The following is a 19,359-nucleotide window of genomic DNA, read 5'->3' as shown; positions in this document are numbered from 1 at the left end:
TGAATAAATTTATATTCTTACAAAAAAAGAAAGGGTGGTAAGGGTTAAGAAGTGAGAGGTGAGAGGTTAAAGAGCTGGTAGACCTAAGGTGTCAGCCCCATGTAAGGGTTCAAAATTTAAAACCCTGAATCGCAATCAATTTTTATAAATATCCCAAATTTGCCGGTAGAAGTTCCAAAATTTAGATACTATCCAGCTTTTAGTCTTTCAGTTAACCATTAAGGGAATTCTTATGTTCTTTGACCTATTTTGAATGAAAAGAGCATTTGTTTTGTCATATAAAAAGCCTCCATTTTGGGTTTCACCTCCTGGGTGATATTATAACATCAAGAAATCTACATACAAAAGAGGGCTTTTGTATTTTTGATTATTTCTACCGGCAATTAAGGACTTATACAAAAGTAGTTGACAAATCCAGAGTATCGTAAATAATTTTTAAAATATCCTTTGGGGAGGCTACAAATGCCTGAGGAGACAAGAAAGGAGATTCCTCCTGAGATAGTGGAGCGGGTTAAAAAACTGAGGGAAGAAATAGAATACCATAACTATCGTTATTATGTGCTTGATAGCCCCGTTATATCGGATGCTGAATATGATGCCCTAATGCATGAACTTAGAGAGTTAGAGGCTAAATATCCTGAATTAATTACCCCTGATTCCCCAACTCAAAGAGTGGGCTTTAAACCTGCTGAGGGATTTAAAGAAGTCCCCCATAGAGAGCCCATGCTCTCCCTTGATGATGCTATGGAGGAATCTGAAGTTATCGAATTCGATAGGCGTATTAAAAGATTTTTAAATCTTCCTGAGAATATGCCCATTGAATACACTGTTGAACCCAAAATTGATGGCTTAGCTATAGAGCTTGTCTATGAACAGGGGGCTCTAAGGGTTGGAGCAACCCGTGGCGATGGCTACCTTGGAGAAGATGTAACTAATAACTTAAAAACCATAAAAACCATACCTTTGAGATTAAGAAAATTCTCTGAAGATGCCCCAGAAATTCCTTCACGGATAGATGTTCGGGGTGAGGTATATATGACTAAGGAAGAATTCAAAAAAATTAATGAAGAAAGAATAGCCAGAAAGGAAATACCCTTTGCCAATCCCAGAAATGCAGCTGCTGGTTCTCTTCGTCAACTTGATCCTCAAGTAACTGCCAAAAGGAAGCTTGACCTTTTTTGTTATGGAGTAGGCTATACCGAGGGTTATACCTTCAAAACTCAATGGGAGGTATTGCAGACCCTACCAAAGTGGGGACTTAAAGTTAACCCTATGGTGAAATTAGCCTCAAATATCGAAGAGGCCATTCAATATCACAAAGAAATTCAAAGGATAAGAGACACTCTACCTTACGAAATTGATGGGATTGTTATTAAGGTTAACGATTTAGCCCTATGGGAAAGACTGGGAACTAAGGCTCGCTCTCCAAGATATGCCTTAGCTTATAAATTTCAACCCACTCAATCTACCACTCAGCTTATAGATGTAGTCTTTCAGGTGGGAAGAACAGGGGCGGTAACACCGGTTGCAATCCTTAAACCAGTTAAAATTGGTGGAGTTGTTGTGGAGAGAGCCACCCTTCACAACGAAGACTTTATCAAAAACCTTGATATCCGCATTGGAGACCATGTGCTTGTCCAAAGAGCAGGGGATGTGATACCAGAGATTGTTATGCCTATTAAAGAAAAAAGAACTGGTCAGGAAAGGGAAATTCATTTTCCCACCCACTGTCCCATCTGCGGAAGTAAACTGGTTAAAAAATCCGGAGAAGCGGTCTGGAGATGTCCTAATAGAAGTTGCTATGCTCAAGGAGTTAGAAGGATCATGCATTTTGCCTCTCGTAATGCTATGAACATTGAAGGACTTGGGACTAAGGTTGCCCAGGCTCTGGTGGATAAAGAGATGGTTCAAACCCCAGCTGATTTGTATTACTTAAAAATTGAAGATTTTATGAAACTACCTGGTTTTGCCTATAAGAAGGCCAAAAATCTCCGGGATGGAATAGAAAAGAGTAAAAAAACAACCTTAGGAAGATTTCTCTTTGCTCTTGGAATTCGCCATGTAGGGGAGGCCATGGCTCAACTTTTAGCAGAAAGATTTAAATCCTTAGATAAGCTTATACAAGCTTCCATGGCAGATTTAACAGCAATTCCCGGGGTTGGGCCAGAAGCTGCTAAATCAATTGTTGAATTTTTTAGAGATGAGGAAAATCAGAGGATGATAGAAAAATTGCTACAGGCTGGAATAACCTTTGAAGAAGAGGAAAAGGAAGAAGCCCTTCCAAAAGTGCTTGAGGGACTTACCTTTGTATTTACAGGAGCACTGCGCTCCTTTTCCCGTGAGGAGGCCAAAGAGATTGTCACAAAATTGGGAGGCAAAGCTACAGACTCCGTTTCCCGAAATGTAAATTATGTGGTTGTGGGAGAAGAACCAGGATCAAAATATCAAAAGGCCCTCTCCCTGGGAATAAAAACCTTGAATGAAGAAGAATTTTTAAAACTCCTTGAAGAAAAAGGGGTTAATTTAGAAAAAATTATGTCAAAAAAAACTGAGAGGACTAAAACAACTCTTTTTTAAAAATAGCCCTTCTGAGTATCTCCATTGTTTTTTTGGCCTCAGCTTGAGCCTTAGAATTTCCTTCTTTTAAGATTTCAAGCCACTCATCCTTTGCCTCCCATTTTTTCCTCTCTTCCCAAAGGGGAGTTAAGGCAGAGATAACCTTTTCAGCAAGCCTCCTTTTACATTCAAGACATCCCAGTTTTGCAGATTTACAGTCCTCTATAACTGCATTTTTTTCTTCTTCAGTATAGTAAAGTCTGATAAGATTAAAAGCAATACAACGATTTTCAGGATCTCCGGGATCACTTTTGCGAGGTCTTAAGGTATCAGTTACATAAGAGAGAATCTTCTGTTTAACCACTTCTGGTGGGTCTTTAAGAAAAATAGCATTTCCGTAAGATTTACTCATTTTTCTTCCATCAAGACCGGGAATTTTGGGAACTTCCGACAGCTTTGCCTCAGGTTCAGGTAAAAGCCCCTCTCCATAAAAATAATTAAATCTTCTGGCAATCTCTCTTGTAAGCTCAAGATGAGGCACCTGATCAAGCCCAACTGGGACTTTGTCAGCCCTGTAAATGAGTATATCTGCCGCTTGAAGCACTGGATACCCAAGAAAACCATAGGTCGCAAGATCCCTTTCCTGTAAATTCTGTAACATATCTTTGTAAGTAGGATTTCTCTCAAGCCATGAAACAGGAGTTATCATTCCAAAAAGCAGATAAAGCTCCGCATGGGCTTTAATCTCTGATTGCACAAAAATAACAGCTTTCTCAGGGTCAAGGCCTGCTGAAAGCCAATCCAGAACAAGCTCTTTAGTATAATCTCTAATCTTTGAGGGCTCTTCATATTCAGTTGTGAGAGCATGCCAGTCCGCAATAAAATAAAAGCATTCATATTCACTTTGTAAAGATATCCAGGTCCTGAGCACACCATAGAGATGACCTAAGTGCAAAGGCCCTGTTGGTCTCATCCCACTTACAATCCGCCCTTTCCCCATATTATTACCCTGTAAAAAATTTATTTTTTCTTTTTCTGAGGAAGGCTGCAAGCACAATTGGTAGTCTTATTTTTCATCTCATCCTGAGATGGTGAAGATGGAACTCCTCAAACAGGAACCCCCATTTTAGGAAAAATGAAACGGGATATAAATACCCAGAGGGCTATAACTGCAATTAAAATTAAAAGATCCCACATCTTAATACACCTCCTGCAATTTTTTTGTTTATAATATAAGCATGTCTCCTTTGCTCAATTTTGTCCCTCAACTCCCAAAAGCCTGGTTGGGCTAAAAGCTCTCGCCACACGGGAGGATGGAGTAAGGGACAACTTTAATTCTATTCCCATCAAAAATTTAATAAAAGGATTAATAATTCCGAGGTGATTTGCCATGGCTAACATTTTTACCTTACCCTATTTTCTGATAGTTGACTCCTAAAATATCATTTTTATAGCCTTTTCAAGCCTATTTTTAACCTTTTCTTTTCCCAAGAGTTTCATAACCTCAAAAAGAGGGGGACTTACAGTCCGTCCTGTCAGGGCAACTCTAACTGCTTGAGCAAATTCTTTTAACTTAAGACCTGAGGCCTCAGCAAGATTTCTAAACTCCCTTTCCAGAATCTTCTCATCTTCAAAATTAAGCCTCTCCATATCTAAAAGTAAGGTTTCAAGAAGGGGTTTAATTTGAGGGGTCAAAAATTTATTTCTGGCACTCTCTTCTACTTTTACTTCATCAAGAAGATAAAAGTCTATCATCTCAGCCATCTCTTTTAGGGTCTTTACCCTTGGTTTCACACTCTCAAGGATTCTACAAAGATAATCCTCTGAAAATCTCTCTATTGAATAAGGAAATAAAAAGGATCTAAGATGCTTTAAGATCTCACCATTGTCTAAGGTCTTAATCCAAAAGGCATTAAAGGCAAGCATCTTATCCGGATCAAAACGGGCTGGAGACAAATTAACCCTGCTCAAATCAAATTTTTCAATAAGCTCCTCAAGAGTAAAATATTCCTGATCTCCATAACCCCAGCCCAACCTTGCCAGATAATTTACTACTGCCTGAGGAAGATAGCCCTCATCCCGGTATTCAAGAATAGATCTTGCTCCATGCCTTTTAGAAAGCCTTGCTCCATCAGACCCAAGAACCATGGGAATGTGAGCAAATTGAGGTGGAGAAACTCCAAGAAGTTGATAAATAATAAGTTGCTTGGGGGTGTTTGAGATATGATCATCTCCTCTGATTATATGGGTTACACCCATGGTAAAATCGTCAATTACCACAGCAAATTGATAGGTTGGAGAGCCATCTGAACGAAGAATGATAAAGTCATCTACTTCATCCGGAGGAAAAAGGATCTTACCACGCAAAAGGTCTTCAAAGACTATTTCCGAAAGATCAGGCACTTTTATTCTTAAAGCCCTTCCCGGACCTTGGGGCAGATTCTTTTCTCTACATCGGCCATCATAACGAGGCTTTAACCCCCTCTCAAGAAGGCTCTTTTTGCGGGCTTCAAGCTCCTCTTTTGTGCACTCGCAGTAATAGGCCTTACCCTCTGCATAAAGTTTTTGAGCATATTCCTGATATATCTCAAAACGCTTACTCTGAAAAAAGGGGCCTTCATCCCAATTTAATCCCAACCATTCTAAGGCCTCTCGTATAGAGTCCACATATTCATCCTTTGATCTTTCTCTATCCGTATCCTCAAAGCGAAGAATAAATTTTCCTTTATGGTGTCTTGCAAAGAGAAAATTGAAAAGGGCAGTCCTTGCTCCACCAAGGTGAAGGTGTCCGGTTGGACTTGGAGGAAAGCGTGTTATAACCTCTTTCAATCTGAAACCTCCTTAATAAAAAATTATACCTCCATAACCAACTACAGCGGAATAATCTCCAGTAATATCTCCCGAGGTTTTGTAATCAATAAGAATAGCCTTTTCAGCTCCAAGTATCTTACTTGCTATTATATTAACCGCAACAGGTAATACCCCGCACATACTTATACTTCTTTCATAAACTACTTGAAGAAGTTTTTCTGCTGATAGTTCCAAAATAGCCTCAATTGCAAGTGAATCTTTTTGCATAGCGATATTTTGAGTCTCATAGTGGCTAAAATCTGAGCTTGCTACAAGAAGCACATTTTCACCTGTCTTCTCCTCAAATTCCTCTATAGCTGAGCCAAGAGCACTTCCAAGCTCCTCTATCTCTGTATAAGAGAGGTCCATTAAACAAATAGGCACAATTTCAACCTCAGGATTTAAATATTGCAAAAAGGGGAGCTGAACCTCAAGGGAATGTTCTCTCTGATGGGCAAGGTTATCTACCTCAAGAAAAGGACATCTTTCAAGGATTAGGTTAGCAAGCTCAGTGTTTATCTTTGTCTCACCAAAAGGGGTTAAAAAGGCCTCTCCTCCAAAAAGGGAAACATTAGCTCCAAGCCCTGTATGATTGGGCCCGAGAATAATAGCAAAATCAGGGGGGACAATTCTTCCGTAAACCTTACCTGCAACCTTACCTGAATAAATATACCCTGCATGGGGAACAACAATTCCTTTAGCTTGCAGCTTCTCCTCTGAAAATTCAATAAGCTCTTCAAGCATGGAAGAGAGGGTTGCTTTATCTCCAGGATAAAAATAGTTAGCAACCACCGGGGGTCTCTTCATAGTTTCTCCCAGCAAGTTTTAACAATCTCTAAATCTTCAGGAGTATCCACCTCAGGAATATCTCTTGGAACAAGGCTTACAGCAATGGAGTATCCATACTCTAAAGCTCTGAGTTGCTCAAGCTTTTCAGCTTGCTCAAGCTCTCCCAGAGGAAGTCTCACAAAAATATCCAGAAACTCTTTACGGTAAGCATATACACCAATGTGTTTTAAATAGATGGGCTCTTTACCTGGTGGTCTAAAAAAGGGAATGGGGCTTCTTGAAAAATAAAGGGCCCTACCCTTTTTATCCAAAACTACTTTAACTTTATGAGGGTTATCCAAATCCTTTTTTGAATGAATAGGAACAGCTAAGGTTGCCATAGAAAGTTCAGTAGAAAATAAAAGAGGCTTAAGCAAAAGAGAAAAATACTCAGAAGGGAAAAGGGGTTGGTCACCTTGAAGATTAATGATAAGAGTCTCAGAGGCTAAGCCAAGAATGTTTGCCGCTTCCCAGATGCGATCCGTTCCTGAGGGGTGTTCACCAGTCATAACCGCCTTACCACCGAAGTCTACCACTGTATCAAAGATCCTTTTATCATCAGTTGCCACATAAACTTCCTTAAGCCCTGATTCAAGTGCCCTTTCATAAACATGTTGAATTAATGGTTTCCCAAAAAGTTGAACTAAAGGTTTCCCAGGAAAACGAGTTGAACCATAACGAGCAGGAATAATGATAACCTGTTTCATAACTTAAATATTAATCTATCTTTTCCAAAAAAAAAGAGAGAGACCTTGAATTTTAAGACTTTAAGATTAAGATTAAAAAAATTTCTTTAAAGGGGCTGTTATATTAGATGGCAAAGATTAAAGTTAATGAACTGGCCAAGGAATTAAATTTGGATCCTAAGGACCTATTACAGGATCTAAAAGAAAGGGGATATTCTATAAAATCTGTCTCTTCTACCCTCACGGAAGAGGAGGCAGAAGAGATTCGTAAACTCTATAAGCCAAAAAATGAGATTATCATTATCAAAAAGGAAGAAATAGAAGAAAAACCCAAAAAAATAAAATTAATTGTTAAGAAAAGGGCAGAACCTGAAGAAGAAATTCCTCCCTCCCCTCCTTCGCCCCCTCCTTCTCCACCTATCCTTGAAGAGGAAGAAAAACTTACCATTAAGACTGAAGAGGAACTAAAAGAGATACCAGAGATTTCTGAAGGCACAGAAGAGGAAGTTATTTCTGAAGCCCCTCAAGAAAAAAGGATAGTTACTGAATTCAAACCCCGTAGAGAAAGACCCTTTAGACCAAAAGGAATTACAGAAGAGACCAAAGCTCCACCCCTTGAGATTCCAAAAGTTCCTGAAAAAGAAGAGCCACGCAAAAAGAAAAAAGAGGAATTAAAAGAGGAGAAAAGAAAACCCAAAAAGAAGGCCCCTTCCTTTAAAAGGGCAAAGGAAGAAAGAGAAGAAATTGAAGAGATCTTTGAAGAGGAGGTTACAACTCTTTTTGAAGAATTTCCAGAAGAGGAAGAAAAACCGCATATAAAGGCTCCTGCCCGCAGAGAAAAAGCCCCTTCAAGACCATCTACCCTTCCTCCTAAGGAGAAAAAAATAAGAGTTTTTGAATCCATTCAGGTAGGAGAACTGGCTAAGCTTATGGGGGTAAAGGCTGGAGACCTCATTAAAAGAGCCCTACAATTAGGGATGCCTCTTACTATCAATCAATCTATAGATCCTGACACAGCGGCTATTTTAGCGGATGAGTTTGGATATCAAGTTGAAAAAGCCTTAATTGAAGAGGAAATTCTTTTGCAATATACCCCTCCCTCTCCTGAGGAACTCAAACCAAGGCCTCCAGTAGTAACTGTCATGGGTCATGTGGATCATGGAAAGACCTCACTTCTTGATGCAATAAGAAAAACGGATGTAGTTAGTAGAGAGGCTGGTGGAATAACTCAACACATCGGAGCCTACACAGTAAGTTTAGATGGAGGAAAAAAGATTACTTTTATTGATACTCCAGGGCATGAGGCCTTTACCTCCATGAGGGCAAGGGGAGCTCAAGTAACGGATATCGTGATCCTCGTTGTTGCGGCTGATGATGGGGTTATGGAACAGACTAAAGAGGCCATAGAACATGCCCGTGCCGCAGGTGTTCCAATTGTTGTAGCTATAAATAAAATTGATAAACCCAATGCCAACCCTGAAAAAGTTAAATCTCAATTAGCTGAACTTGGGCTTGTCCCTGAAGAATGGGGTGGAGAGACCCTTATGGCCAATATCTCTGCCCGCAATAAAATTGGAATTGAAGATCTCCTTGAACTTGTTTTACTTCAGGCGGAGATGTTAGACCTAAAAGCTGCCTATGAAAGACCAGCAAGAGGTAGAGTCATTGAAAGCAGACTTGACAAGGGCAAAGGTCCTGTAGCTACAATTCTTGTTCAAGAAGGGACTTTAAAAGAGGGAGATATCTTTGTTTGTGGAAACACCTATGGCAGAGTCAGAGCCATGTTTGATAGCTACGGAAATAGATTAAGTATAGCTACCCCTTCAACCCCGGTTGAAATTCTTGGTTTTGAAGAGCTCCCTTCAGCAGGAGATGACTTTTTTGTTCTTGAAGATGAGGAAAAGGCAAGAAAGGTAGCTGAGTATCGTCAGCGCAAGGCCAGAGAAGCAGAAACAGCTAAGGAAGCTAAGATTAGTCTTGAAAAAATTTTTGAAAAACTCTCTGAGGGAGAATTAAAGGAGCTTAAATTAGTTCTTAAGGCAGATACTCAGGGAACCTTAGAGGCCCTTCAAAGTTCCTTGGTAAAGCTTTCTACCGATAAAGTGAGGGTAAGTATTATTCGTGCAGGCATTGGAGCCATCAGTGAAAGTGATGTTATGCTTGCTTCAGCTTCAGATGCTATTGTAATAGGCTTTAATGTGAAACCCTCCCCTCAAGCTAAAGAAATAGCTAAGAAAGAAGGAGTAGATATCCGCTTTTACGATGTTATCTATCACCTCCTTGAGGACATAAAGAAGGCCATGACCGGACTTCTTGAACCATCCTATGAAGAAGTAGTTGGTGGTGTGGCTGAGGTTAGAGCCACATTTAAAGTTCCGAAGGTTGGAGTCGTAGCAGGATGTTATGTTAGAGAAGGAAACATTAATAGAAACCATAAAATACGAGTTATCCGAGATGGAGTAGTTATATATACAGGAAAAATTGCCAGTCTTAAGAGATTTAAAGAGGATGTCAGAGAGGTTCAGGCTGGTTATGAATGTGGTATTAAGATTGAAAACTTCAATGATATTAAAGAGGGGGATCTCCTTGAGGCCTTTGAGATAAAGGAGATCAGTCAGGAACTCTAATATGGTAGTAGGAGTTGCAAGAGTTGAGCTTTATTTTCCTGAACCCAATTCCTTAAAAGCTAAACGACAGATTTTGAGAGCTCTTATGCAAAGAATTGAGGCAAATTTCAAAAGGGTCTCTATCGCAGAAGTTGATGGCCATGACCTCTGGCAAAGGATTGTTCTGGGTATAAGTGTGGTTGGAAAAGATAGACCTTTTGTGGATAGCAGGCTAACTACTCTTCTTGACTTTATCCAAAAAGAAAGTGCCCTTGAAATGATCAGTGCCGATGTGGAATATCTTGATTACTGAGGTCGTAAGACATGTCCAGACGATCAGAAAAAGTTGCCAGCCTTCTTAGAGAAGCTATCTCCGAAATAGTTTTATATGAACTAAATGACCCTATTTTTAAAAATATAATCAGTATAACTGGCATTAAAATTGGCTCAGATCTTAAAAAGGCCATTATCTTTTTTAGAGTCTTTGATAATGATCCCAAAGAGATAGAATCTGCCCTAAACCGGTCTAAAGGATATATCAAAAGATTACTTTCAGAGAAAATAACTCTTAAATTTATGCCTGAGATTGAGTTTAAAATAGATACCTCTGATGAGGAAGAAAGGCGTCTTATAGCATTGTTTGAAAAAATCAAAAAACCTGAGATTTAAATGTTAATTGAACCCATTTTCCAGGCTATAGATTCTGCCCAAAGGATTGTGCTTGTCACACATCAAAATCCAGATGTAGATGGTATCGCTTCAATGCTTGCCTTTACCCTTGCCTTTCCGGAAAAGAATTGTCTCCCTCTGGTTGAGGAGCTCCCTTCAAATGCATTATTTCTAAAGGGAATTGAAAAACTTAGAGGGCCTGAAGATATAAAAAACTCTTTGGATATGGATCTGCTTGTTATATTTGATGCCCAGTGCGAGAAAAGGATTCCTGAAGACATAAGAACAAAGCTTAAGCCAAAGGAAGTTCTAATTTTTGATCACCATCAAAGGGAAGAGTGTGAGACATTTCAAGTTTCATCTCCCATACTTTGTATTAACCCAGAAGAGGCCTCAACTACAGTTTTAATCTTTCGTGTATTAAAGGCGCTGAACATAAAAATTACTCCTGATATTGCAGAAAACCTACTTGCAGGTCTTTATTATGATACAGGTGGTTTCCGTTATGAAAATGTTAAAGGAGATATATTTAAGGTAGCTCAGGAGCTTCTGGATTACGGGGCAAGACCATCATACATAGCCAGAGAGCTTTTTGAAAATATCCCTTTTTCTCAGATTGAGGCTCTCAAGAGCCTTCTCCAAAAGTTAACCTTTTTAAAAGATAAAACCATTGCCTTTTCCTACCTAACCTTTGAGGAGCTGAAGGCTCTTGGAGGAGAGAAGGCCTTAAATGATTTAGCTGGTTTTATGCGCTCAATAAGGGGGGTTAAGATCTCTGCTTTTATTAAAGAGTCCAAACCAAAGGTGATCAAAGTAAGTTTAAGAAGTAAGGCTCCTGTTGAGGTTTTACCATTAGCCAAAAGGTATGGAGGGGGAGGACATAGATTTGCTTGTGGTTTTACTGTGAATAATATATCGCTTGAAGACTTTTTAAAGGATTTTCAAAAGACCTTAGAGGAATATCTGTGAAAGAAAAGGGCATAAGTGGAATTCTTGTCTTGGATAAGCCAACAGGGGAAACCTCAACTTCTGCTTTAGAAAAGATTAAAAAACTTCTCAAGGTTAAAAAAGCTGGACATGGAGGAACCCTTGATCCTATTGCAACAGGGGTTTTACCTATTTTTTTGAATGAAGCTACCAAAGTTGCCCAGATCTTTCTTGAAGGTGATAAGGCTTATGAAGGAGAGTTCCAGCTTGGCCTTACTTCAGATACTTACGATATAACCGGAGAGGTTCTGGCAAGATATGAGGTTAAGGATATAACTCTTGAAAGAATCCAAGGAGTAGTTAAAGATTTTTTGGGTGAATTTGAGCAGATTCCTCCTCCCTATTCAGCTGCCAAATTCAGAGGAAGACCTCTTTATAAATATGCAAGAGATGGCCTCTTAATTCCAAAGGCACCTAAAAAAATAAAGGTCTATCAGTTTGAAATTAAAAACTTTAAAGAGGGAAGATGCACCTTTTATCTTAAATGCTCTAAGGGAACTTATGTGCGAAGCTTAGTGCACCAGTTGGGTGAAAAATTAGGCTGTGGAGCGGTCCTTGCCTCTCTTAGAAGAACTCAAAAGAGTATCTTTACCCTTGAGCAGGCCCACACCCTTGAAGAAATTCAGAATATAGTAAAAAATAATCCAGAAAAAATAAAGGAAATTCTGATCCCCCTCTCCAAAGCCCTTGAGTTCCTTCCTAAGGTCACAATTAGTGAAGATTTTTCGCAAAGAGTAAGGGAAGGGCATTTAATTAATCGAACCGCCTTTTTATCCTTGATCAAATTTCAAAAATTAAGTTTATCCCTTACAGAAAAGTGGATTCGCCTTCTGGATCCTAAAGGAAGATTAGTTGCCATAATTGAAAATCCCCTTCACCAGAAAGAAAAGCCTTACATAAGTTATCTAAGAGTTTTCAAAAATGGAATTTAAAAAAGTCAAATCCGCTTTTTTAATTCTTCTTCGCTTTGGAATCTCCTTTGGAATTCTTTTTTATCTTTTCAAAAAAACCGACTTTGAAAAAATTTTTGCCCTTTGGAAAAGCATGAAGATTTATGATTATATCCTTGCTCTTTTTTGTGTAATAACCTTTCAAGTTCTTGTAGCTGTTAGATGGAAAACGATTTGCTCAGCATGGAATTTTCGGGAAAAACTCTTTTTTTACCTCAGAAATTATCTTATGGGCTTTTCTCTTAATACTATTTTTCCTGGCATCATAGCAGGTGATGCTTTAAGATCTTATTGTTTAACCAGGGCTGGGTTAAATTGGAAAAAGGCAAGCTTCAGTGTAGTTTTGGATAGAGCCCTTGGACTCCTGGGTATCATGTTAATCCTTTCCATTTCTTTACCCCTTTATTCAGAATTTTTGCCTTCAAAAATACGCTTTCTCTTTCTTTTAATCGTTTATACCTCTCTTGCAGTCTTTCTGCTTTTCAGCTTATTTTTGACTTTTATTTTAAAGGAACCCTTTTTTAATCCCTTGAGATTGCCTTTTGTTTTAAAACCTCTTTTTTTAGGTCTCCTTATTCAAATCCTTTTTGTTTTTCAATTTGTCTTTCTCGGGAATTCTCTTGGGGTTAATATTTCTCTTAGTCAGTTTTTTGTGATTATTCCGGTTATAAGTTTTCTTGCTGCTCTTCCTTTGAGTATTTCAGGTCTTGGAGTCAGGGAAGGCACCTTAAGTTATTTCCTCTATTTACTTCATTATCCTGTTGAGTATGGGGTCTCCATTGGTCTACTTGGTTATAGTTTGATATTGCTTTCAGCCCTTCCTGGAATTCTTTTCTACTTAAAAAGAAAATGGACTTAGCCTTCTTTTTAAAATCTTTCATTGCCCTTTTTACCATTATTGACCCCATTGGAGGAGCCCCTTTTTTTTTAAGCATTACCGCAAATTACAGCGAAAAAGATAAAAGAAGGATTGCCTTAAGAGCAAGTCTGACTATACTTATTACCTTATCACTCTTTCTTTTCTTTGGCAACTATCTCCTTTCTTTTTTTAATATCTCTCTTCCATCCTTTAAAATTGCTGGTGGTATCCTCTTATTTTTAACTGCTATGGAAATGCTTCTTGGAAAAGAAAGGAGTGCCAAGGCAACACCTGAAGAGGAAAGAGAGGTTCAAAAAAAAGAAGATGTCTCCGTAGTCCCCCTTGGGATTCCCTATCTTGCAGGCCCAGGAGCTATAACAACTGTTATTATCCTCACTGAAGGAAGGGGGCTTCCGGAAAAATTGACGGTGTTTACAACCATCCTTCTTGTGGCAGGAATTACCTATCTTATTCTTTCCCATTCAAACAAAATTTTCAAATTTTTTGGAGATCTGGGAACAAAGGCTGTAGTGAGACTTCTGGGACTTATTTTGGCAAGTATTGCCATAGAATATATCTTTCACGGTATAAAAAATTTTATTCCCTTTTAAAGATAAGAAAAAGATCCAGGGATCACAATATTCTGCATAGGTTCATATCCTTACAAGAAAAAGGAAGAGTGGTAAGAAGTGAGAGGTGAGAAGTGAGAGGTGAGAAGATGGGCAAATCTATAGTGACTGCCCAATCTTTGCGTGTCTGCCCAATACTATAAAGGATCACATAACAGGCAAACACATAGATCTACCAAAAGAGGGCAAACGCACAGGATTACCCCTACAAAATACAGGTTCATTTTCCTACAACCGAGGTAGGAGAATAATCTTCTTAAGTCTCAAAAGATATGGAAGCATACATTAGCTTGAATTCTTGAAATTTGATGGTATTTTAAAAATCTAAAAAATCCTTGGGAGTCAACTATCAGAAAATAGGGTAAGGTAAAAATGTTAGCCATGGCAAATCACCTCGGAATTATTAATCCTTTTATTAAATTTTTGATGGGAATAGAATTAAAGTTGTCCCTTACTCTATCCTCCCATGTGGCGAAAGCATTTAGCCCAACCAGGCTTTTGGGAGTTGAGGGACAAAATTGAGCAAAGGAGACATGCTTATATTATAAACAAAAAAATTGTAGGAGGTATGTCGATGGAGGAAAATAAGGAACTACCAAAGCTTGAAAAAAAACTTGAAAAGATGACCATCAAAGAGCTCAGAGAAATTGCCCTTCAGATTCCTGAAATCTCTGGTGTGCATGGAATGAATAAAGAGGAACTCATCTCTGCTTTAAAAAAGGTTTACGGCATAAAGGAAGAGCCAAAAAAAGTTGGTGCCTCCATACGAGAAATAAAAGCCAAGGTCAAAAAATTTAAGGCTTTAGCAGATGAGGCTAAAAAAAATAAAGATTGGATTAAATACGAAAGATATAGAAGACTTGCAAGCGCCTTTAAAAAGAAAACCCGCAAACTTGCACGTTTATCTGCTTAGAGGAGAATCTTTCTTTGCTGGCTCTCTTTGAAACAAATCTAACCAGTGTCCCTCTCCTACATAGAGGAAAGGTGCGTGATATTTATGACCTTGGGGATTCTCTTTTAATTGTTGCTACAGACCGCATTTCAGCTTTTGATGTAGTTCTTCCTACTCCTATTCCTGAAAAGGGAAAAATACTCACCCTTATGACCCTTTTCTGGCTAAATTTTCTTAAGGATATCGTGGAGAACCATCTTATAACCGCTGATGTTAAGGAGTATCCTGAGGTCTTAAAGCCCTACGAAGAGATTCTTAAAGATAGGAGTATGCTTGTAAAAAAGGCCAAAGTTCTTCCAGTTGAGTGTATTGTGCGAGGTTACCTTTCTGGATCTGCCTGGAAGGAATATCAGGAAAAAGGAGAGATCTGTGGGTTAAAATTGCCCAAGGGATTAAGGGAAAGTGATAAACTTCCTGAACCCATTTTTACTCCCTCCACAAAAGCTGAGCTTGGAAAGCATGATATTAATATTAGTTTTGAGGAGATGAAAAGGATAACTGGAGAAGAAGTTGCTGAAAAGGTAAAGGAGATATCTTTAAATCTCTATAAAAAAGCAAGTTCCTATGCGGAAACAAGAGGTATTATTATTGCAGATACTAAGTTTGAATTCGGAGTCTATAAAGATAAGCTTATCCTTGTAGATGAGGTATTAACACCAGATTCCTCAAGATTTTGGCCAAAGGAGGAGTATCAACCGGGCAGACATCAGAAAAGCTTTGACAAACAATTTATCCGGGATTGGTTAAAAAATTCTGGCTGGAAAGATGGATCTCCTCCTCCTGAAATACCTTCTGAGATTGTTCATAAGACCAGAGAGAAATACCTTGAAGCCCTAAGGAGACTTATCTCTTAATTAACTCAGTTCAAGCATTCTTTTGACAGCCTGATAGGCCTTAGATCTAATCTCTTCAGGTAAGGTTACTTCAAATTCAAAATTTTTAAGGGCATTAAGGACATCCTCAAGGCGGGTCTTTTTCATCGAAGGACAAAGCATCTTATCAGGAGCAGGATGATAAAACTTTTTCTCAGGGGCAACTTTACTTAAAGGATAAAGAAGACCAATTTCTGTTCCTATGATAAATTCTTCATGGGGAAGCTCCTTTGCGAGCCTTAACATTCCACTGGTTGAAGCCACATAGTCAGCAAGATCAATCACCTCAGGTCTGCATTCAGGGTGAGCAATAAAAATAGCTTCAGGATGCTCCGCTTTGGCTTGATAAATATCCTCAGGAGAAAGGAGATGGTGAAAGGGACAAAAACCCTCAAAATATATTATTTCCTTATCTGGATAAAATCTTTGCACATATCTTGCCAGATTCATATCAGGGAGCATTAGAATTTTTTTTTCAGAAAAAGTCCCCACCACTTTGACAGCGTTAGCAGATGTGCAACAAATATCACTCAAAGCTTTTACCTCTGCAGTGGAATTAACATAAGTTACCACAGGAATACCTGGATATTTCTCTCTAAGCCTTACCACCTCTTCAGGGGAGAGCATATTGGCCATATCACAACAGGCTCCTGCAACAGGGATTAAAACTCTTTTTTGGGGGGAAACTATTTTGGCGGTCTCAGCCATAAAAAAAACGCCACAAAAAACAATGACCTCTGCATCAGTCTTACTGGCCTTAAGACTTAACTCAAGGGAATCTCCCCTTAAATCCGCAATATCTTGTATTTCTGGAGGCTGATAATTATGAGCCAAAATAATGGCCTTTCTTTTTTCCTTAAGTGCTAAAATCTCCTCTATGAGGCTTTCTCTATTCAAAGAACCTCCCATGTAATGATATAATTTTATGAGAAAAATTTGAAAAGGGTAATAAGAAGAGTTAAAAAGGCAAAGCCTCCTGCAATCAACTTCTGAAGAAAATCAAATCTTTTTTCCATCGCCTCGAATCTTTTTTCCATCGCCTCAAATCTTTTGTCCATCGCCTCGAATCTCTTTTCCATCGCCTCAAATCTTTTGTCCATTTCCCTTTGTAGGGCCTCAAAACGGGCATTAAACATATTTATCATCTGAATCTGTATTTCCTTTAAGGCCTTAAGTTCCTCCTCTACTCTAATAATGCGCTCAAGTAATGAAAGCTCTCGCAATTTTTCTTCTCTAAATCTGAGTTTGGCCTCCCAAAATTCATTAAATTTTCTTTCTAATTCCTCTTCAAAAAATTTTTGGATATAACTTTTTATTTCGGACATTCCAAAATTAACCTGAGGCTCCATTTTACTCCCTTTTTGTATTCTATACTTTATATTTTAATCTTTTGAAATTTTCCGTCAAGAGCTAATTTTTTCAAGGGCCTCTTTAAGTTTCAGAAAAACCTCATAGGGTATTTTCAAATTACCAAAACCGCGACCAAGTTTTATATCGGGTTTATTTGTGCCATGAAAGTCACTCCCCCCTGTGATAAGAAGATCTAAACGCTTAGCCACTGTATAGAGAAACTCTGTAAAGGTTTTAGAATGCTCAGAGTAATAAACCTCTACACCTTTTATTCCCAGTTCTTTAAGCTTAGCCAAATAATTACTTAGTTCCTTTTCATTTAACTTTAGAGTGATAGGATGCGCCAAAACAGGAATACCACCACTTTGAAGAATTTTATTGATTCCCTCTTCTGGAGTTAAAAGGGCTTTAGGGACATAGGCTGGAGCACCTTTTTTAAGATATCTATCAAAGGCCTCTTGAAAGGTCTTTACCACTCCCTTTTGAATAAGAAGCTTGGCAAAATGAGGCCTTCCAATCTCGCCCTGTGCAATATTTTCAAGCTCTTCCAGAGTAATATCAATCCCAAGAGCCTGCAATTTTTCAAGCATTAACTTGTTTCTTTTATCTCTTGCCTTTTGAAGAGAAAGAAGGGTTGTCTCCAAGGATGGTATCTCCGGTGTTAAAAAATACCCAAGAAGGTGAAAGTGCCCTGGGCCCTCTATTTTAATGCTTATTTCAACCCCACAGAGAAACTCTAAGCCTTCTACCTGCGAGGTTTCATAAGCTTCCTTTAATCCCTGTAGGGTATCATGATCAGTTAAAGCTAAGGCTTTGAGGCCTTCTTTTTTAGCAAGATGCACAAGCTCGGATGGAGAATAGGTTCCATCTGAGGCTGTAGAATGGGTATGTAAATCTATCATAGCTTTCCCCTTTTCTTAGCATAGGATGCAGAAATAAAACTTGCAAACAGAGGATGAGGTTTTAAAGGTTTAGAGGTAAATTCAGGATGAAACTGAACCCCTACAAACCAGGGATGATCCTCAAGTTCAACTATTTCAACAAGTTCCCCATTAGGTGAAGTTCCAGCTATTTTTAATCCTGCTTTAATCAAATCATCTCTAAAGGCATTGTTAAATTCATAACGATGTCTATGTCTTTCAAAGATTTCATCCTGTTTATAGGCCTGATAGGCAAGGGAGTCCTTTACTAATTTGCAGGGATAGGCTCCAAGGCGCATAGTGCCTCCAAGGTCACATCCCTCCTCCCTTTTTTCAATACAACCTCTTCGGTAATCAAACCACTCCCGCATTAGATAAATAACTGGATAAGGAGTCTGGGGATCAAATTCCGTTGAATTAGCTTCTTTCCAGCCAAGGACATTTCTTGCCAACTCAATTACTGCAAGCTGCATACCAAGACATATACCAAAATAGGGTATCTTATTTTTTCTGGCATATTCTATAGCCAGAATCTTTCCCTCGATACCCCTCATTCCAAAACCACCTGGAACTAAAATTCCATCAGCATCCTGAAAGGCCTCTTTTATATTTTCAAGAGTAAGTTCATCTGAACTAACAAATTTTAATTTCACTCTAAGTTGATGTGCAATACCACCATGCACAAGGGCCTCATTTAAAGATTTGTAAGAATCCTTGAGATTAACATATTTCCCGACTATAGCGATAGTAACTTCATCCTTAGGCTGGGTAAAGGTCTTAACAAGATTTTGCCAAGCGGAAAGGTCAGGTTCTCGAGTCCAGATATTAAGCTTCTCAACTACTTTTTCATCCAGACCCTCTTGATGAAAGATAAGGGGGATCTCATAAATACACTCTACATCCTTAGCTGTAATAACCGCATCCTCTTCCACATTACAAAAGAGGGCAATCTTTCTTTTGATATCCTGTGGAAGAAAGCGGTCAGTTCTACAGAGAAGAATATCAGGCTGGATACCTATGGCCCGAAGTTCTTTAACACTATGCTGCGTAGGCTTGGTCTTTAGTTCTCCAGCTGTTTGAATATAAGGAACATAGGTAAGATGAATGTAAAGAGCGTTTTCTCTACCTAAGTCATAACCAAGTTGTCTAATAGCCTCAAGAAAGGGAAGACTCTCAATATCCCCTACAGTTCCCCCTATCTCAATTATAGCCACATCCACATCCTTGGAGGCAAGTTCAAGAATAACAGATTTTATCTCATCTGTTACATGGGGAATAATCTGAACGGTTCCGCCAAGATAAACTCCCTTCCTTTCCTTGGTGATTACTGAAAAATAAATTTTTCCAGAGGTATAATTATTTTTAGAAGACATAACCGCTGAAGTAAATCTCTCGTAGTGTCCAAGATCAAGATCTGTCTCAGCCCCATCCTCTGTGACATAGACCTCACCATGCTGAAAGGGATTCATGGTGCCGGGATCCACATTAATATAGGGGTCAAGTTTCTGAAAAGTAACCCTGAGGCCTCTTGCTTCAAGAAGAGCGCCAAGAGATGCTGCAGCAAGCCCCTTTCCAAGAGATGAAAGAACCCCTCCAGTTATAAATATAAACTTCGTATGAAGCTTTCTTTTCCTCTTCATAGATT

The 19,359-nt window shown here is 38.8% G+C and carries 18 protein-coding genes; 10 read left to right on the top strand and 8 right to left on the bottom strand.

Annotated features, from left to right (window positions below):
- The first annotated feature begins 462 nt into the window (after window positions 1-462).
- Window positions 463-2,577, top strand: a complete 2,115-nt coding sequence (gene ligA / locus THC_RS00200) for an NAD-dependent DNA ligase LigA (RefSeq protein WP_068511601.1) — start codon at window positions 463-465, stop codon at window positions 2,575-2,577.
- On the opposite strand, the gene trpS is transcribed toward ligA, so the two are convergent.
- The 4 genes from trpS to kdsB form a co-directional block, all read right to left on the bottom strand.
- Window positions 2,558-3,556, bottom strand: coding sequence for a tryptophan--tRNA ligase (gene trpS, locus THC_RS00195; RefSeq protein ID WP_068516503.1), 999 nt, complete (start codon window positions 3,554-3,556; stop codon window positions 2,558-2,560). The genes ligA and trpS overlap by 20 nt on opposite strands.
- Window positions 3,557-3,990: 434 nt before the next feature.
- A complete protein-coding gene (gene gltX, locus THC_RS00190) occupies window positions 3,991-5,385 on the bottom strand; it encodes a glutamate--tRNA ligase (RefSeq protein WP_068511598.1) in 1,395 nt (464 codons plus the stop codon).
- A gap of 12 nt (window positions 5,386-5,397) precedes the next feature.
- The gene (gene amrB / locus THC_RS00185) at window positions 5,398-6,213 is read right to left on the bottom strand and encodes an AmmeMemoRadiSam system protein B (RefSeq protein ID WP_068511595.1); all 816 of its coding nucleotides are present in this window, start codon (window positions 6,211-6,213) and stop codon (window positions 5,398-5,400) included.
- Window positions 6,210-6,941 (bottom strand): 3-deoxy-manno-octulosonate cytidylyltransferase, encoded by a 732-nt coding sequence (gene kdsB / locus THC_RS00180; RefSeq protein WP_068511591.1) that lies wholly within the window; start codon window positions 6,939-6,941, stop codon window positions 6,210-6,212. Before kdsB ends, amrB begins: the two co-directional genes overlap by 4 nt.
- A 107-nt stretch (window positions 6,942-7,048) precedes the next feature.
- Between kdsB and infB the strand changes: the two genes are divergently transcribed.
- The 9 genes from infB (at window position 7,049) to THC_RS00135 (ending at window position 15,426) form a co-directional block, all read left to right on the top strand.
- Window positions 7,049-9,547 (top strand): translation initiation factor IF-2, encoded by a 2,499-nt coding sequence (gene infB, locus THC_RS00175; RefSeq protein WP_068511589.1) that lies wholly within the window; start codon window positions 7,049-7,051, stop codon window positions 9,545-9,547.
- A 1-nt stretch (window position 9,548) separates the two neighbouring features.
- Complete coding sequence (locus THC_RS00170) at window positions 9,549-9,839, top strand: DUF503 domain-containing protein (protein WP_068511587.1); 291 nt, start codon at window positions 9,549-9,551, stop codon at window positions 9,837-9,839.
- Between the two features lie 11 nt (window positions 9,840-9,850).
- Window positions 9,851-10,195: a 30S ribosome-binding factor RbfA gene (gene rbfA / locus THC_RS00165; protein WP_068511586.1), complete on the top strand. Its 345-nt coding sequence runs from the start codon at window positions 9,851-9,853 to the stop codon at window positions 10,193-10,195.
- A complete protein-coding gene (locus THC_RS00160; RefSeq protein WP_068511583.1) occupies window positions 10,196-11,164 on the top strand; it encodes a DHH family phosphoesterase in 969 nt (322 codons plus the stop codon).
- A complete protein-coding gene (gene truB / locus THC_RS00155) occupies window positions 11,161-12,114 on the top strand; it encodes a tRNA pseudouridine(55) synthase TruB (protein WP_068511580.1) in 954 nt (317 codons plus the stop codon). The genes THC_RS00160 and truB overlap by 4 nt, the downstream gene beginning before the upstream one ends.
- A complete protein-coding gene (locus tag THC_RS00150; RefSeq protein WP_068511576.1) occupies window positions 12,104-12,991 on the top strand; it encodes a lysylphosphatidylglycerol synthase transmembrane domain-containing protein in 888 nt (295 codons plus the stop codon). The genes truB and THC_RS00150 overlap by 11 nt, the downstream gene beginning before the upstream one ends.
- Window positions 12,982-13,602, top strand: coding sequence for a MarC family protein (locus tag THC_RS00145; protein WP_068511575.1), 621 nt, complete (start codon window positions 12,982-12,984; stop codon window positions 13,600-13,602). Before THC_RS00150 ends, THC_RS00145 begins: the two co-directional genes overlap by 10 nt.
- 592 nt (window positions 13,603-14,194) lie before the next feature.
- The gene (locus THC_RS00140; RefSeq protein WP_231938354.1) at window positions 14,195-14,533 is read left to right on the top strand and encodes a Rho termination factor N-terminal domain-containing protein; all 339 of its coding nucleotides are present in this window, start codon (window positions 14,195-14,197) and stop codon (window positions 14,531-14,533) included.
- 14 nt (window positions 14,534-14,547) lie between these two features.
- Window positions 14,548-15,426, top strand: a complete 879-nt coding sequence (locus THC_RS00135) for a phosphoribosylaminoimidazolesuccinocarboxamide synthase (RefSeq protein ID WP_082706220.1) — start codon at window positions 14,548-14,550, stop codon at window positions 15,424-15,426.
- On the opposite strand, the gene nadA is transcribed toward THC_RS00135, so the two are convergent.
- Genes nadA through THC_RS00115 form a run of 4 tightly spaced genes read right to left on the bottom strand, consistent with a single transcriptional unit; the run spans window position 15,427 to window position 19,354 of the window.
- Complete coding sequence (gene nadA / locus THC_RS00130; protein WP_082706219.1) at window positions 15,427-16,341, bottom strand: quinolinate synthase NadA; 915 nt, start codon at window positions 16,339-16,341, stop codon at window positions 15,427-15,429. It lies immediately after the preceding gene.
- 26 nt (window positions 16,342-16,367) lie between these two features.
- Window positions 16,368-16,793 (bottom strand): hypothetical protein, encoded by a 426-nt coding sequence (locus THC_RS00125; protein WP_068511562.1) that lies wholly within the window; start codon window positions 16,791-16,793, stop codon window positions 16,368-16,370.
- Window positions 16,794-16,847: 54 nt separating this feature from the next.
- Complete coding sequence (locus THC_RS00120) at window positions 16,848-17,696, bottom strand: PHP domain-containing protein (protein ID WP_068511559.1); 849 nt, start codon at window positions 17,694-17,696, stop codon at window positions 16,848-16,850.
- Window positions 17,693-19,354 carry a CTP synthase gene (locus tag THC_RS00115; protein WP_068511556.1) on the bottom strand — a complete coding sequence of 554 codons (1,662 nt, stop codon included), beginning with the start codon at window positions 19,352-19,354 and terminating at the stop codon, window positions 17,693-17,695. Before THC_RS00115 ends, THC_RS00120 begins: the two co-directional genes overlap by 4 nt.
- Window positions 19,355-19,359 lie beyond the last annotated feature (5 nt).

Source organism: Caldimicrobium thiodismutans (assembly GCF_001548275.1).
Taxonomy (GTDB): Bacteria; Desulfobacterota; Thermodesulfobacteria; order Thermodesulfobacteriales; family Thermodesulfobacteriaceae; genus Caldimicrobium; species Caldimicrobium thiodismutans.
Note: the sequence above shows the minus strand (reverse complement) of the source record. Positions and strands in the feature narration are given on the sequence as shown.